Origin of the sequence: Corynebacterium phoceense, assembly GCF_900092335.1 — a bacterium.
Classification (GTDB): domain Bacteria; phylum Actinomycetota; class Actinomycetes; order Mycobacteriales; family Mycobacteriaceae; genus Corynebacterium; species Corynebacterium phoceense.
The window spans coordinates 922,299-936,559 of sequence record NZ_LT596208.1; the positions used below are offsets into that span (position 1 = coordinate 922,299).

A 14,261-nucleotide genomic window follows, 5' to 3' on the forward strand; every position below is an offset into this window, starting at 1 on the left:
TAATAGTAGCGCGTTTTGCGACCTATACTGAACGGCATGCCTACCTGGAAAGAAGTCACCGCCGCTAACCCTGCACATTCCCATAATTTTGCACGCAAGTGGAAGATGCTAGAGGCGCAGGGCCAAGACATCCACGGCGAGTCGCGCCTCATCGACGCGATGGCGGAGCGCGGTTCGCGCGTCCTCGACGCTGGCTGCGGCACCGGCCGCCTTGGCGGGCGTCTGGCGGCGCTCGGCCACGACGTGGTGGGCGTCGACGTCGACCCCATCCTCATTGAACACGCTGTGCATGACTTCCCGGAGGGGGATTGGCGTGTGGGTGACCTCTCTGAGGACGCGATCGACGAGCATGACTTTGACATCGCGGTAGCCGCTGGCAATGTGGTGGGCTTCTTCGCGCCGGACGGCCGCGAGGCCGCGTACCGCAATATCTACAACGCGCTCAAGCCAGGCGGCCGCTTCGTCGTCGCGTTGGGTGCGGGACGCGGTTGGGAATTCGATGACATGATTGCACTCGCCGAGGCCGTGGGCTTTGTTACCGACTACACGTTCTCGTCGTGGGACCTCAAGCCCTTCGGACCCAATTCGACGTTCCTCGTGGTCGTCTTCCGTCGCCCCAACGCGAGCAGCTTGCTCGCATAGAACTGCGAGGAGCCCACGACGTCTAGCCCCATCGGCCTAGTCGATGGGGTTTTCGTGTGGGCGCGTCGGGGCGGGAGACACCGCGGGTGAGGATGTCAGTAAGCGACGTGCCGGCGGCTTCGGGAAGCGAGGAGACGCCTATGCTAAGAGCTGCGAAGAGAGAAACTGTCATGCCCCAGAAGCTCAAGGCACGCGCCAAAAGAAGCTAGGGGAACATTTTTTGTTCTGGACAACCTGCGCCGGTTTCCACATGCAGTGGGCAAAATCGGCCCAGTTATCCACAGAGAATAATGCTTCTCAAGAGCACCTCAGTGTCACCGGCACGCTCACGCCGCCGCACGAAGCTACCAGCGGCGGTCAGCCTGGTCGAAGAAGTCCACCTCGTGCCAACATGCCGCAAGGTAGGCGCGGGTGGCACGCGAGCGCGTGGCGGGGTCTGCGGCAGTGAGCGCTTCTTCGACGAGCGCGATGGCGGCGCGCACGCCGGTGAGGAATTCCTCGCCGCCGTATTGCGTGATCCAGGCGTTGTAGGGGTGCTCGGGCGAGTTCTGGGCCGCAAGGTGGAGGCCGACCTCAGCGTAGAGCCAGTAGCAGGGCAGGACCGCGGCAGCAGCGACGACGTAGTCGTCGGTGTGCGTCGTGGCGACAAGGAAGTCGGTGTAGGCGCTTGTCACCCGTGAAGGGGCGGTGAGCGCTGTGGAGGGGACCGTCGTGGTGTGGTGCGCAATCCAATCCTTGTGAAGGGACATCTCAATGGCGAGGCACTCGGCGGCACCCGAGGCCCAATGAAGCTGCGCGCCGGCGTCCGGTGCGAGGGCGGCTAAGCGCGCCAGCGCCTTCGAATACTGGTTGAGGTACTGCGCGTCCTGCGCCAGGTAAAAGGCGAAGTCCTCTTCGCGCAGCGTGCCGGTACCTAGCGCCTGGATGAAAGGCAGCTGCGTAATGGACTGCCAGGCGTCGCCGGTGAGTTCCCAGAGACGGGCCGTCTCCGGGCCCGCAGCGGAAACGTGGGGCGCGGGGGCGGCCGCAGTGCTCGTGACATCGCTGTAGAAGCGCGCCGGGACGGTGGAAGCTGCCGCCGCGAGGCGGCGGGCGCGGTGCCCATGGTCGACGGGGCCGTGGCCCTGGCCGACCTCAAGGGCGGCCGCGTGGGAGATGGCCTCGTGGAGCCAGCGGGTGGACCAGGAGAGGGCATCGGAAAGCGAGGCGCCGGCGCCGAGCCGGGTGGCCAACGCCGAGGAGAGGGAACACCCCGTGCCGTGGGTGTGCGGGGTGTCCACGCGCGGACAGGAGACGCGGTGGACGGCGCCGTCCGGGGTGACGACGGCGTTATCGGCGAGGTCGCCGCGCAGGTGCCCGCCCTTGACGATGACCGTGGTGCGGGTGTCGGCGGACCATGCGGTGGCGTGGGCGATGGCTTCCTCGAGCGTGGTGGCCTCGGCCGTCTGCGTGAGCACGGCGAGCTCCTTGAGGTTGGGCGTGACTACGGTGGCACGTGCGCACAGCTCGCGCACGGCGGCCTCCGCGTCGCGGTCGAGGAGGCGGTCGCCGCTCGTGGCCACCATGACGGGGTCGAGGACCACGGGCACGTCCGAGAGTTGGGCGAGAAAGCGTGAGACCTCCGCCACGATGGCGGCGCTGCCCAACATGCCAATCTTCACCGCGTCAATGGTGACGTCTGAGGCCACGGCGGTAAGCTGCGCGCGGAGGAACTCGACCGGCGGGGTGTGGACCTCGCGCACGCCCTGGGTATTCTGTGCGACGAGGGCGGTCACGGCGGACATGCCGTAGCCGCCTGCCGCGGCGATGGATTTGAGGTCTGCCTGGATGCCGGCCCCGCCCGTGGGGTCCGTTCCGGCGATGGAGAGTACGCGGGGTACTGCAGGAATGCGCGCCGAAGCAGGCGCGCCAATAACGGCGTCGTTCACAACGATCCCTTCGCTAGTTCTAACTCAGTGCAGGTTCGATGGGTGTTATCTCAGCCGCGGCTTCGAGCCTTGGCACCCCATGTTGCGCTCTCGACACTAACAAAGGACCGTAGGTGTGTGCGCGGTTTTGGGCATAAAAATCCCCCGTTCGCGATACAGCGAGACGGGGGAATGATGGGGAAGAGAAGACTTACGCGTCCTTGCCCATCTTGTTGCGGGCCAAACGCTGCTGGTCCGTGATTGCGAGGTTGCCGCGGACCGGGGAGACGGCATTGATGAGCCAGTTGAGGGCCACGATGGCGCGGGAACGGAAGCCGACGAGGTATGCGACGTGGAGAGCCAGCCAGGCGATCCATGCCGGGAAGCCGGTCATTTCGGTCTTGCCCATCTTCACCACAGCGTTGAAGCGGGAGATGACGGCCATGGAGCCCTTATCGAAGTAGTCGAAGGCCTCCTTTTCGTTGGCAGTGGACTCCTCATCCAGCTTGGCCTCGATGAGCTTGGCAGCGTGTGCGCCACCCTGCATGGCGACCTGTGCCAGGCCCGGCAGACGGTTAAGACCCATCATGTCGCCGATGACGTAGACGTTGGAGTACTCGCCCAGGGTGAGGTCCTCGTTAACCGGGACGCGGCCTGCGCGGTCGGTCTCGACGCCAGCTTGTTCGGCAACCATCTTGCCCAGCGGGGAAGCGGCAACACCGGCGGACCAGATCTTGACGCCAGCCTCGATGGTGGTCTCCTGTTCGGTCTTCATGTCCTTGTAGGTCACGGACTTCTCGTCCACGTTGGTGACCATGGCGTTGAGGCGTACGTCGACGCCCAGCTTCTCCAGCGTGCGCTGTGCTTTGCGGCCCAAGCGCTTGCCGAACGGCGGCAGGACCTGCGGTGCACCGTCGAGGAGGTAAATCTTCGCAGACGACGGCGAGAAGTTGGAGAACTGGCCGTTGAAGGAGCGCTTGGCCATCTCTGCGATCTGGCCGGTGAGCTCGACGCCGGTCGGGCCAGCACCGACGATGACGAAGGTGAGGAGCTTCTCGCGCTCAGCCGGGTCATCGGTCAGCTCTGCCTTCTCGAAGGCGGCAATGATGTTGGCGCGCAGCTCGAGCGCGTCATCCAGGGTCTTCATGCCCGGCGCGAACTCGGCGAAGTGGTCGTTGCCGAAGTAGGACTGGCCAGCGCCAGCGGCGACGATGAGGGAGTCGTACTCGAAGGTGCGCTCGGTGTTGTCCAGAGCCGCGGTGACGGTCTGGGCTTTGATGTCGATGTCCGTCACGTTGCCGTTGACGAAGTGGGCGTTGTCCTGGTCGCGCAGAATCTGGCGGGTGGACGGAGCGATCTCGCCGGAGGAGACGAGGCCGGTGGCTACCTGGTAGAGCATCGGCTGGAACAGGTGGTGGTTCTTCTTGTCGATGAGCGTGACGTCAACATCAGCGTTCTTCAAGGACTTGACGGCGTTTAAGCCGCCGAAGCCTGCACCAATAACGACGACGTGGTGGCGGCCGCCGTTGGGACGGAAAGCGTTCTCAGCCATGTGTGAGTAAAACCTCTCTTGTAAAGATATACAGCCGTGTTTTTAGCTACCCGGCTAGTGTAATAGGTTGCTCCTTGGTCGGCATAGTTTAGGTCACAAAATACTCCGGGCGCGCGGCCCCGCCTGGGCGCTGTGGCGCTCTGCGCCGCTTAAACTGGCGGGTATTGTCCGTCGTTCGCCGGTTCTAATGAGTAAGGGGCACCGTGAGCCATTCCCATCTTGACGCCATTGATGCGCAGCTGTGGCCAGGCGTGGCGGAGGTGCCCGTTCCTCGCTTTGGCGCGTGGCGTGCCCGGCGCGCGGAGGCTCAGTTTGCGCAGGCCTGCGACGCGGCGGGACTGGTACTAGAGGGCGCTGACGCTGACCTGCGGGTCGCGCATGACGCGCTCTTCGACCGCCTCGCGCACGGCGGCTGGGTAGGCTTCGCGGAGTCCTATCTCGCCGGAGAGTGGACGACGCCGGACTCCGCGCATCTCGTGCGTGTCCTCAAGCGCCTGCTCGGTGCTGGGTACGCACCCAAGACCCCCGCAGTGCCCGAATCGCCCGCGACGGGCGGGGAGCTGCCCACAGAGCTGGTAAAGCTCTACGCCGGGGATCGCGTGAGCCACCAGGGCGGAATTTTTTCCACGGGCGTGCCGACGACGGTTCGCGAGTCAGTGCCGGCCTATGAGCGCTCCGGCGCCAAGGAGCACTTCGTCGACGTCACCCATCTGTCGGAGCCCACCGCCGTCGACCGCGAGGATTTGCGCTCCGCCCAAGAGCGCGCCGCAGCCTGGCTTGCTGATGCCACCCGTGTCGGCGCCGGCTCCCACGTCCTGGTTTTCCCGGCGACGGGTCTCCAGGCCGCCGTTCAGGCGGCCGAGCGCCGCGCTGTCGTCGATATTCTTACGGCTGACCCCGAGCGTGCCGAGGCCGTCCGCGAGCATCTCGTGCTCGCTGGCGTCTCTGACAACGTGGCCTGCCAAGATATCGAGCACCTCGTGCCGAGCCCGCAGGAATGGCGCGGTCGGTATGACGCGATCATCTCCATCGAGGCCCTGGAATCCCTGGGCAGTCGGGAGCGTGGACGCTACGTGCAGGCCATCGACCGGCTTCTCGATGCCAGCGGCCGCGCCGTGATCCAAACGACCGTCGCCACGGAGCAGATGACCGGCCCCGGTCGCGACGCGCTGCAGGCGCTCAAGGCCTACGTGTGGCCCGGTCTTGGCCTGCTCACCGTCCCCGAGATCAACAAGTTGGTCGAGCGTAGCACCGGCCTGCGCATTGTGGCCCAGACCCACACCGGACCGCACTACCGAGAGTCTCTCGAGCAGGAGCGCTCCTTCTTCGTGGGCCACCTCCGCGAGGCCGCCGCCGCCGGCTTCGACCCGGTCTACCGCCGCCTGTGGACCTATCAATTCGCGCTGCGCGAGGCGCTCTTCGCGCTCGGCATGGCGGACTCCGTCCAGTTCACGCTCGTCCACCGCAATCGCGGCGGCCGCCGTTAGGCCAGCCGAGCTCGCACACGAGAAATCCCCCGCGCTCCTGTTCGCGGGGGATTGGTCTGTGCGGAGTGTGGGGTTTAGACCTCGGTGAGGTCGACCTTGCTCATCTCGCGCATCGCGATGATAGCGACCAGGGAGAGGGCGGAGACGATGATGAGGTAGTAGCCGACGGCGGCGACACCCTGCGTCTTCACCAGCCAGGTGGCGATGAATGGCGCAACCGCAGCGCCCAGGATGGAGGAGACGTTGTACGCGATACCGGAGCAGGTGTAGCGGACGTTGGTCGGGAACAGCTCAGGCAGGACCGCAGACATCGGACCGAAGATGAGGCCCATGATGAACATGCCGAGCGTGAGGAAGGCCAGGACGGAACCGGTGGTCGCCGTTTCGATGTCTAGGAAGAACGGGAACGTGAAGCCGAAGGCTATCATGATGGCGGAGGTCACCGTGAGGACCGGCTTGCGGCCATACTTATCAGCCAGCAGCGAGGCGACAGGGATGCCGACTATGAAGGCGAAGATGGAGATCAGCTGGATTTCCAGGAACTGGATGTACGGGATGTTCAGGCCCAGGCCTTTGGAGCTATCGCCGATGCCGTAGGACAGGATCCAGGTGGTGACCAGGTAGAACAGCGTGTAGCAGGACACCATGACGAAGGTGCCGATGAGGGTGGGGAGCCATGCAGTCTTGAAAACCTCGAGGATGGGGGACTTGGCCTTCTTGCCGGAGTCCACAGCCTGCTGGAAGACCGGAGTTTCTTCCAGCTTCAGGCGGACGTAGAGGCCGATGAGGACCATCACCGCAGAGCTCAGGAACGGCAGGCGCCAGCCCCACTCCATGAACGTGCCCGTCGTGTCGCCACGGTGGTAGTCCATGGTGGCGACCAAGGTGAGGAAGAAGCCATTAGCGAGAAAGAAGCCGAACGGGGCGCCGAACTGCGGCCACATGGCGGCCTTCGCACGCTTGCCGTCTTCGGCGGTCTCGGAGGCCAGCAGGGCCGCTCCGGACCACTCGCCGCCCAGGCCCAGGCCCTGGCAGAAGCGCATGAGCGCCAGCAGCGCTGGTGCAAGGATGCCCGCGGTGGCGTAGGTGGGAAGGATGCCGATGATGAAGGTGGCGATACCCATGGTGAGCAGCGCGCCCACCAGGGTGGCCTTGCGGCCGATGCGGTCACCGAAGTGGCCGAAGACGACCGAGCCCAGCGGGCGGGCAACGAACGCGAGGCCAAAGGTGGCGAAGGACTGGAGCAGTGCAATCGTGGGGTCTTCCGTCTTCGGGAAGAAGAGGTAGGGGAACACGGCGACTGCGGTGTTCGTTTATAGTATATTGAGACTCATGCGAGTACTAGGACGAATCAGACTATCCCGAGACTCAGAAGAGTCTACCTCGGTTGTACGCCAGCGAGAAGCCATAGAAGCCTGGGCAAAGATGCAAGGACACGAGATTGTAGCCTGGGCAGAAGACGTAGAGGTCTCCGGCTCACTCAATCCCTTTGAAACACCAGAGCTAGGTAAATACCTGACAGAAGAACGAGCCGGCGAATGGGACATACTCGTAGCCTGGAAGCTAGACCGAGTAGCCAGAAACGCAATTGGAATCAACCAACTCTTCGGTTGGCTCCTGGAACATAACAAATCAATCGCCACAGTCGAAGAACAACTTGACCTCTCTAACTGGGTAGGGCGAATGGTAGCAAGTGTCCTGTCAGGGGTTGCCGAAGGCGAACTCGAAGCAATTAAGGCCCGTGTACGGTCTTCTCAAAAGAAACTACGAGAGACAGGCCGATGGCAGGGAGGGACACCGCCATATGGCTACAAGCCCTCAAAGCTCCCCTCTGGAGGTTGGGAGCTTGTCCTAGATCCAGACGAGCAAATAATCCTCCAGTCCATGATCCAGGAAGCTCTCAAAGGAGTCTCAGCTAACTCGATAGCCAAGAAGCTTAATGAGAACGGCATTCCAACAATGACCGAGGCGCGCTACGGCAAGAAAACCAACAAAGGTTGGGACGGTGCCAGTGTCAGAAGAATCCTCCGGTCCAAAGCTCTACTTGGCTGGACCACCTATAAATCCAAGCCTCTCCTGGACGAAGTAGGGAAACCAATCCTCAAAGGTCCACCATCGATTACGATTGAGGACTTTACAAAGCTCCAGGGGCTTATGGAGAAAAGGTCTCACCGTCAGCGCCCAGGGCAAACCAGCCCATTGCTCGGAGTTTTATTCTGCCCAAAGTGCCACAAACAAATGCACATTCGCAGGCTTACTAAAACACCAAGAGTCTATAGGTCATACTACTGTGACAACGGCTGTCTACAACACGCACTTAATGCTGACGTTATCGAAAGTATTATCGAAGAACAATTCCATATTGAGCTTGGTAAATACCCGGTTATGGTAAAGAAGACCACACCAGGAATCAACACAGCTGTAGAATACAAGGAAACCAAAGAAGCCTACGACGAGCTAGTTTCCTACCTCTCACAGGCAACCTCAAAAGCTGCCAGGGAATCCTTGTTCAAACAATTAGACCTCCTCGGAGACAAACTCGAAGCCTTAGAGGCAACCAATCAAGAAGACGTGGACCATTGGGAGGAGACAGGAGAGACCTACGCTGAAGCCTGGGATAGAATGACCACCGAAGAACGCAGACTGTTTCTAATTAGCATCGGAGTTCGAGTGGAAGCCGAGCAACTCAATCGAGGTACACGACACGCTCCAGGACTTGTAGATTTTGAGCTCTTTGTACCCCAGGATCTCCAAACTGTACTGAATGAAAAATGACAAAAGCTCCCTCCTTCGGGAGGGGGTTATGTCTACTATGAGGTGTGTAAGGAAGGGGTACTGCCGCTCGGAGGGGTAGACGAACCGACCGAATACTCACCCTTGCCTGGGTCATCAACTTCCTTAAGAACAAAGGAAGTTTCGTATTGGTCGATTTCAACGCCAGACGGAATAACTGTGCCAGAATTTACGAGCACCGGAGAATCATCGGCTCCGTAGTATCGAATTGACTTACTACAGGTAGCACGATTCTTTAATCGAATACGAGGTGGTCTGAAACAGACCTAAAGGGACTGGCAAGCTACCTCAATGCACAGGTGACTATCGTCGCTTAGAGTTTGAAATTTCGCGGGGTGGGGTTATTATTAGTACACGAGTTCGAAACTCTACCTCTTTGATATATCAAAGGCATGAGCAAGATGTGCTTAAGTTGACTTATGGCATAATATAGTTTGTAACGTAAAAGCCTAACTTTGAATGGAAGGAACCTCCGGGCCACGGGCACCCGGCGACTAAGCGCATGGCACGACTCACCCCAGAAGATGTGATGAGCCTGTTAGAAGACGGTATTCGTCAATCGGATATTGCTAGAGAGTTTGGTGTTAGCCGTCAATACGTAAACAAGCTTGCTAAACAAGGCGGGCATGAGAGTGTAATCAATCTAATCAATGAAAATCTCCCTTGGGAACTACCGATGGAGTACAGAGGTAATCACCTTTATCAAGCTTTGAGGTTGACTGCTCATCTGAACTATGACCCTGAAGGTATGACCAGTAAGGCTAATTTCGATAAGATTGGCTCGCTTATTCGTAAGCTTACCGTGTTTAATCAAGTCTTGGATTTTGACCCTGATTATCCAGCCGTGCCACGAATTTCAAACACCCCAGGGTTTGCATTTGTACCCCGCACTGAGACGGATAAAAATTACATGATCAAAATCCGTCCTGGTGTCAAAATTACGAAGTTGGGGGAGAAGCTATGGCGACTCCCTCAAAACTTACCGAAGGAGTAAAGCCTTGCTTGTTGTTGATGAGTCTACAGATAATCTGTGTGTTCTTATCGACCGCGAAAAACATGAAATGCACGTCTGTTGGTTTGGGGAAACTCAACCGCACTCAGTGGCCTTGGCAGAACTCTTGCCTAAGTTTGGGTCTGTATATGAGACCGACGCACGTTACGACGAATCTAAAGATATGAAGCTAGTCGTATATGCCTACGAAGAGAAGGAGAGCATTGACTACAGTCAATTTAGAACAGTCTAACCACACGCACCGTTCGGTGTCCCAACATAATACTTTTATGCGTTGCGCTTACAAATATAAGCTGGAGCGCATTGATAAGGTATGGAAACGCCCTGCAAGCTGGCTCTCGCAGGGTCTTGCGGTTCATAAAGCTATGGAAGAATGGGAACTTTCTAATCGAGAGTTGACATTTGATGACCTTCTAAAGATTTATGAAGAAGAGTTCACTCGCTCCATCGAAGAACAATCAGAGGAGACCCCGAACTTTGATTATTGGTTTGGTTCTGGCCCGTATTCTGGCCCGGTAGATATTGAGCGCCGATGGGGCATTGGCAAAGAACAACTTAAATCCTTGGTTGACTACAGCCTCAAATCTAGTGACAAGATTTGGGTAGCGCCTGACGGTACAAAAGGTATCGAGCTGGAGTTTGAGGTCGAGCTAGGCGGTGTACAAGTTAAAGGCTTCATCGACCAGGTTGTAGAGACAAACATGGGCTTGCTTGTTCGTGATATTAAGACCGGCTCTATGCCTGGCGACGCGTTTCAGCTGGCGACATATTCTGAAGCTGAAGCGTCCTGGGTTTAGTTCCGCTTCTTTTACGGCCCTGTGTTGATGGGCTGGGTGAGATAGTACTCGGTTTCTACTTCCTGTGGGGTAGCGTAGTCCAAAGCTTCATGAAGCCGCTTGGTGTTCCACCAATGCACCCACCGCAAGGTGGCCAATTCGACTTCTCCGACCGACGTCCACGGGCCCCGGGCATGAATCAGTTCAGCCTTGTAGAGACCATTGACTGTTTCGGCTAGAGCATTGTCATAAGAATCGCCGACTGTTCCCACACTCGGACGGATTCCGGATTCCGCTAGCGCAGTGGAATACTTCAGTGACACATACTGGCTGCCCCGATCACTATGGTGAATTAACTGGTTTCCATGGATTCGTCCTGCAGTCATCATCTCCAAGCCCATCTCGCACGTGCGGTTGTCCGAGACAAACGCGTCGAAGTGCTCTGCGTTGAGGGAGGCGCGCTCCTCGCGGGTCGCGGATTCGACGAGCTCCGGGTGGAACAGCCCGCGGTCGTCGGCGGTGCCACAGCACGTCGCACCCTCTGGCACCTTGGCCTCGCCGCTCGCGTTGGCCAGGGCTAGCAGCGAGTCACTGATACCCATGTGGTGCATCGAGCATGTCGGGTGGACGCCCATATCACCGGCGCGGTCGTCGCGGCGCTCATCCATCGCCGCGCGCTTAACTAACGCTAAAAACGCGGGACCGTCCTGGCACCGCGCTTTACTATTTAATACAGCAGGCTAGGGAAGTGGCAGCTCACTGAATTCGCCCATGAGGGTGACGCTCGGCACGAAGAAGTTCGTGCCCGTCACGGCCGTGGAAAAGTCCAGGATACGGTCGTAATTGCCCACCGGATCGCCGATGAACATATTGCGCAGGCGCTCGTTGACGAACTCCGGGTCGCGCGCGTAGCCGATGAAGTACGTGCCCATTTCGCCCGAGGCGAAAGAACCAAACGCCATGTTCTCGCGGTAGATATCCTCGTCCAGGTCGTTGAGTGCTACGTGGGAGTTAGACGGCTTGACGTCGTCGTCCATCTCGATGTCGTCGACCTTGGATCGGCCAATGACGTCTTCTTGTTCCTCGACGGTGAGCTGCGCCCACGCCTTGAGGTCATGCGTGTATTTCTGCACGGTGACATAGGAACCGCGCGGGTAATCCGCGTCCTCGGGTAGGAGGACAGTCTCGAGCGCCTCGTTATCCGTCGGGTTAGCCGAGCCATCCACGAAGCCCAACAGGTCGCGGCCGTCCAGGTACTTGAAACCCTGCGTCTCATCGAGCACGCGCACCGCGTCACCGAGTTTCGTGAGAATCTGCGACGCCAGCTCGTGACATACGTCATAGGACTCCGCGCGGAAGTGGAAGAGGAGATCACCCGGCGTCGACGGGGCTGTGTACTTGCCTTGGGAGATTTCCTCAAACTCCTTAAGTCCCGCCGGCACGGGTGCGGACGTGAGCCGCGGCCAGAGCTTCGCGCCAATGCCGATGACCGCGAAAAGATCCTCGGCGCTATAACGGAAATTCAGTGACTTGACCAGACCCTTGAATCCGCCGATGAAGTCGCGGACGGCAACTTCGCCGCCCGGAGTGACGTCGAGAACGAGGAACAGGGCGGCGCGCGACGGCTTGTCAACGATGTGCTGAATAGTCATGGACTCAATAGTAAGGCTTCGGCGTCTGTGCCACGGGGATTGCGCGCAGTAATCTGGCAGACAGGCCCAAACGTGGGGAAGTCTCCTCATCGCTGTTTTGACATAATGTACATTATCGGACATCTATCACGATCTGCATGTTATCGTGCAGCGCTTGCCGATGCCCCCAATATCGCCCGCCGCATTCCCGTCCACCGTCCGCTGGCGCACCGTTGTGCTCGCCTAGGCTTCAGCGTCCTTCGCGGAGCCTGTCGCCAGAAATTCCTTCGGCACGTCCGGGCTCATCGTGACTTCGAAACCGCCGCAGAACTATTCAGTCCCTTATGTCTGGCGCGTGTATAGAACGAGTCTTTCGGCACTGTTGTGTCGCTGTGTTCCGATTGCGCTGCTGGGGCGAAATTCCCCTTCTCCCCGTGTGCTCGATGCACCCCCATTAACGTAACAGTTACGAAACTAGCGCTATAGCGCCGGACGTTGGTTCGGTGGTCTGCGTGCCGCGATCGTGGGTTTAGTCGCGGTTTCGATACGCGGCGACGAGCTGCCAGACGCTGAGCAACGCCAACAGCGCCGCGATGCCCGCGACGATCCACATCTTTTGCGTGGCGACGAAAATCGTAAACGCGATGACAATGATGAGCCGGAACCAGATAACCGGAATCATGACGCGAGAGTTCATACGAGTGTTTCCCTTGGACGCTGCGTGCGTGGCGCGTGCTTAGTTAGCGTGCTTGAACGAGATACGGATGTTGATGAAGCCGTCCTCGTCGATCTTAGCGGCGATGAGTTCCGGCGTATTGACGTCGTAGTCCGTGCGGTTGATGGGAATATCGCCGCCGACGACGAGCTCCTTGCCATCGCGCAGGACGTCGAAGTCCTCGGTGACCTCGTGCGTCTGGTCCTTGATGGTGAGGTCGCCGGTGAGGCTGACCTTGCCAATGGTGCCATCGTCCGGGACGGCGGAGAGATCGACCGGCTTGGTGACCATGAAGGTGGCCTCCGGGTACGTTGTGGTCTCAAAGAGCTTGGACTTCATGTTCTGATCGCGGACCTTCTTGTCCGTGGTCAGCTCGTTCATGTCCACCGTGATGGTGCCCTGCTCAAGGACATTATTTTCAATTGTGGCGTCGCCGCTCACGGCCGTGGTCGAACCGGACGTATCTTTCTTCTCGGCAGGCAGCACCTCGTGGAAGGTAAAGCCCACGGACGTGTGATTGTCCGGCTTGCCCTTCGTGACCGTCCAGTCGCCATCGAGCTCGACTTCAGCGGCCTTCGCGTGGCTCGCGTTGACTCCCTCGGTCTGGACGCCGCGGCCGGACACGAGAGAGATAACCAGCGGCACGAACGCAACGAGCGTGAGCAGCACGATGATCACGATGAAAAAGGTGATAACGAGCTTGCGGTTCGCCAAAAGATTCTTCATTGCTATTTCAATTCCTCCAAACGGCGAGCGAGTTCTACCAGCTCGTCGCACAGTTGTTTAACCTCGTGAGCGTCGGCGCCCTCGCTCGTTGCCGTGGCGATGTCCTCGGCCGAACACCGCAGTTCAAAAAGCCCATCGCGCAGGCTGTCTGCCCGGGCTCGCGTCATGATGACTGCGTCTGAAGGAATGGTGGTTCCGGAGACGTTATGACGCTGCTCGTAGGCGCGTTGCTTGCATGCGGGACTGCAGAACTTGCGGGGCCGTCCGCGACCAGTTGAGTGCAGTTCGCGACCGCACCATTGGCACGTTGCGGGGCGCTGTCGCTGGCCAAAAGTTTGAGTCACTTAGGCGATCTTAGCCCACTTTGCGTGCTTTGGGAACAAACGCACCCGGTGGTCCGTTATACTTATATACCTTGTGTGGACGGTCTCGCTCTCCCCTGTTTCGCCCCTGCGGCGCGGCAGAGCCGAACGAGTGCGTTCACGGCCGGACTAGAAGCAGAAAAAGGATGATGAGGCAATGGCAGATCGCGTACTGCGCGGCAGCCGTATGGGCGCCGTAAGCTATGAAACCGACCGCGACCACGATCTCGCGCCGCGTCAGATGGTGAAGTACCGCACCGAAGATGGCGACGTATTCGAGGTTCCCTTCGCGGACGAGGCCGAAATCCCCGAGGAATGGCTGTGCAAGAACGGCAAGTGGGGCACCCTCGTCGAGGGCGAGGGCGTCGAGTCCAAGCCGGCCAAGCCGCCGCGCACCCACTGGGACATGCTGCTCGAGCGTCGTTCCATCGACGAGCTTGAGGAGCTGCTGCAGCAGCGCATCGAGAACCTGCGCAGTCGCCGCCGCACTGCCGCTCGCTTGCTCAAGGAGCAGGAAGAGGCGCAGTCCAAGTAAGTCCCCCGCGAGACTTCCCCGAAGCACCCCGTCCCAGCACGCTGCTGGTGGCGGGGTGCTTCCGTGTTGTGCCGGTGCGCCCGTCCGCCGCCGAAAACACCGCAAGCCCCAACCCGAAGGTTG

At 59.5% G+C, this 14,261-nt stretch carries 13 protein-coding genes and 3 pseudogenes; 7 read left to right on the forward strand and 9 right to left on the reverse strand.

Going from position 1 to position 14,261, the window contains the following annotated elements; all coding sequences use genetic code 11:
• Positions 1 to 36 precede the first annotated feature (36 nt).
• A complete protein-coding gene (locus tag BN9444_RS08435; protein WP_066488044.1) occupies positions 37 to 642 on the forward strand; it encodes a class I SAM-dependent methyltransferase in 606 nt (201 codons plus the stop codon).
• 344 nt (positions 643 to 986) lie between these two features.
• Here BN9444_RS08435 and BN9444_RS08440 read toward each other — a convergent pair whose 3' ends face one another.
• Both BN9444_RS08440 and BN9444_RS08445 read right to left on the reverse strand, forming a co-directional pair.
• Entirely contained in the window at positions 987 to 2,570 is a 1,584-nt protein-coding gene (locus BN9444_RS08440) for a bifunctional hydroxymethylpyrimidine kinase/phosphomethylpyrimidine kinase (RefSeq protein WP_233423567.1), read from the reverse strand.
• A 190-nt stretch (positions 2,571 to 2,760) separates the two neighbouring features.
• Positions 2,761 to 4,101: an NAD(P)/FAD-dependent oxidoreductase gene (locus BN9444_RS08445; RefSeq protein WP_066512256.1), complete on the reverse strand. Its 1,341-nt coding sequence runs from the start codon at positions 4,099 to 4,101 to the stop codon at positions 2,761 to 2,763.
• Positions 4,102 to 4,304: 203 nt separating this feature from the next.
• On the opposite strand from BN9444_RS08445, the gene BN9444_RS08450 reads away from it, so the two are divergent.
• Entirely contained in the window at positions 4,305 to 5,588 is a 1,284-nt protein-coding gene (locus BN9444_RS08450) for an SAM-dependent methyltransferase (RefSeq protein WP_066512257.1), read from the forward strand.
• A 74-nt stretch (positions 5,589 to 5,662) separates the two neighbouring features.
• Here BN9444_RS08450 and BN9444_RS08455 read toward each other — a convergent pair.
• Positions 5,663 to 6,892 (reverse strand): annotated as a pseudogene (locus BN9444_RS08455) (MFS transporter); the annotation flags it as partial.
• A 28-nt stretch (positions 6,893 to 6,920) separates the two neighbouring features.
• Between BN9444_RS08455 and BN9444_RS08460 the strand changes: the two are divergent.
• From BN9444_RS08460 to BN9444_RS08475, 4 genes are all read left to right on the forward strand, one after another.
• On the forward strand, positions 6,921 to 8,363 hold the full coding sequence (locus BN9444_RS08460; RefSeq protein WP_068802179.1) for a recombinase family protein: 1,443 nt from the start codon (positions 6,921 to 6,923) through the stop codon (positions 8,361 to 8,363).
• Between the two features lie 520 nt (positions 8,364 to 8,883).
• Entirely contained in the window at positions 8,884 to 9,375 is a 492-nt protein-coding gene (locus BN9444_RS08465; RefSeq protein ID WP_068801760.1) for a helix-turn-helix domain-containing protein, read from the forward strand.
• A 4-nt stretch (positions 9,376 to 9,379) separates the two neighbouring features.
• A complete protein-coding gene (locus BN9444_RS14775; RefSeq protein ID WP_068801761.1) occupies positions 9,380 to 9,625 on the forward strand; it encodes a hypothetical protein in 246 nt (81 codons plus the stop codon).
• The gene (locus BN9444_RS08475; protein ID WP_196131547.1) at positions 9,597 to 10,190 is read left to right on the forward strand and encodes a RecB family exonuclease; all 594 of its coding nucleotides are present in this window, start codon (positions 9,597 to 9,599) and stop codon (positions 10,188 to 10,190) included. The genes BN9444_RS14775 and BN9444_RS08475 overlap by 29 nt, the downstream gene beginning before the upstream one ends.
• Before the next feature lie 11 nt (positions 10,191 to 10,201).
• Here BN9444_RS08475 and BN9444_RS14290 read toward each other — a convergent pair.
• The 6 genes and pseudogenes from BN9444_RS14290 to BN9444_RS15160 form a co-directional block, all read right to left on the reverse strand.
• A pseudogene (locus tag BN9444_RS14290) lies at positions 10,202 to 10,534 on the reverse strand (integrase core domain-containing protein); the annotation flags it as partial.
• 39 nt (positions 10,535 to 10,573) lie between these two features.
• A pseudogene (locus BN9444_RS15480) lies at positions 10,574 to 10,837 on the reverse strand (heterodisulfide reductase-related iron-sulfur binding cluster); the annotation flags it as partial.
• A gap of 72 nt (positions 10,838 to 10,909) precedes the next feature.
• Positions 10,910 to 11,821 (reverse strand): Dyp-type peroxidase, encoded by a 912-nt coding sequence (locus BN9444_RS08485; protein ID WP_068801763.1) that lies wholly within the window; start codon positions 11,819 to 11,821, stop codon positions 10,910 to 10,912.
• 508 nt (positions 11,822 to 12,329) lie between these two features.
• On the reverse strand, positions 12,330 to 12,497 hold the full coding sequence (locus BN9444_RS14785; RefSeq protein WP_168162224.1) for a hypothetical protein: 168 nt from the start codon (positions 12,495 to 12,497) through the stop codon (positions 12,330 to 12,332).
• Between the two features lie 39 nt (positions 12,498 to 12,536).
• Positions 12,537 to 13,241 carry a YceI family protein gene (locus BN9444_RS08490; RefSeq protein WP_066488069.1) on the reverse strand — a complete coding sequence of 235 codons (705 nt, stop codon included), beginning with the start codon at positions 13,239 to 13,241 and terminating at the stop codon, positions 12,537 to 12,539.
• A gap of 2 nt (positions 13,242 to 13,243) precedes the next feature.
• The gene (locus BN9444_RS15160) at positions 13,244 to 13,585 is read right to left on the reverse strand and encodes a hypothetical protein (protein ID WP_077210065.1); all 342 of its coding nucleotides are present in this window, start codon (positions 13,583 to 13,585) and stop codon (positions 13,244 to 13,246) included.
• Positions 13,586 to 13,760: 175 nt separating this feature from the next.
• Between BN9444_RS15160 and BN9444_RS08495 the strand changes: the two genes are divergently transcribed.
• Entirely contained in the window at positions 13,761 to 14,138 is a 378-nt protein-coding gene (locus BN9444_RS08495) for an RNA polymerase-binding protein RbpA (RefSeq protein WP_066488077.1), read from the forward strand.
• The last annotated feature ends 123 nt before the right edge of the window (positions 14,139 to 14,261 follow it).

Bases quoted from the DNA above. Each gene is read 5' to 3' on its own strand.
- BN9444_RS08435 (WP_066488044.1), top strand. From the start codon at position 37: ATGCCTACCTGGAAAGAAGTCACCGCCGCTAACCCTGCACATTCCCAT.
- BN9444_RS08445 (WP_066512256.1), bottom strand. From the start codon at position 4,101: ATGGCTGAGAACGCTTTCCGTCCCAACGGCGGCCGCCACCACGTCGTC.
- BN9444_RS08460 (WP_068802179.1), top strand. From the start codon at position 6,921: ATGCGAGTACTAGGACGAATCAGACTATCCCGAGACTCAGAAGAGTCT.
- BN9444_RS08465 (WP_068801760.1), top strand. From the start codon at position 8,884: ATGGCACGACTCACCCCAGAAGATGTGATGAGCCTGTTAGAAGACGGT.
- BN9444_RS08485 (WP_068801763.1), bottom strand. From the start codon at position 11,821: ATGACTATTCAGCACATCGTTGACAAGCCGTCGCGCGCCGCCCTGTTC.
- BN9444_RS14785 (WP_168162224.1), bottom strand. From the start codon at position 12,497: ATGAACTCTCGCGTCATGATTCCGGTTATCTGGTTCCGGCTCATCATT.
- BN9444_RS08490 (WP_066488069.1), bottom strand. From the start codon at position 13,241: ATGAAGAATCTTTTGGCGAACCGCAAGCTCGTTATCACCTTTTTCATC.
- BN9444_RS08495 (WP_066488077.1), top strand. From the start codon at position 13,761: ATGGCAGATCGCGTACTGCGCGGCAGCCGTATGGGCGCCGTAAGCTAT.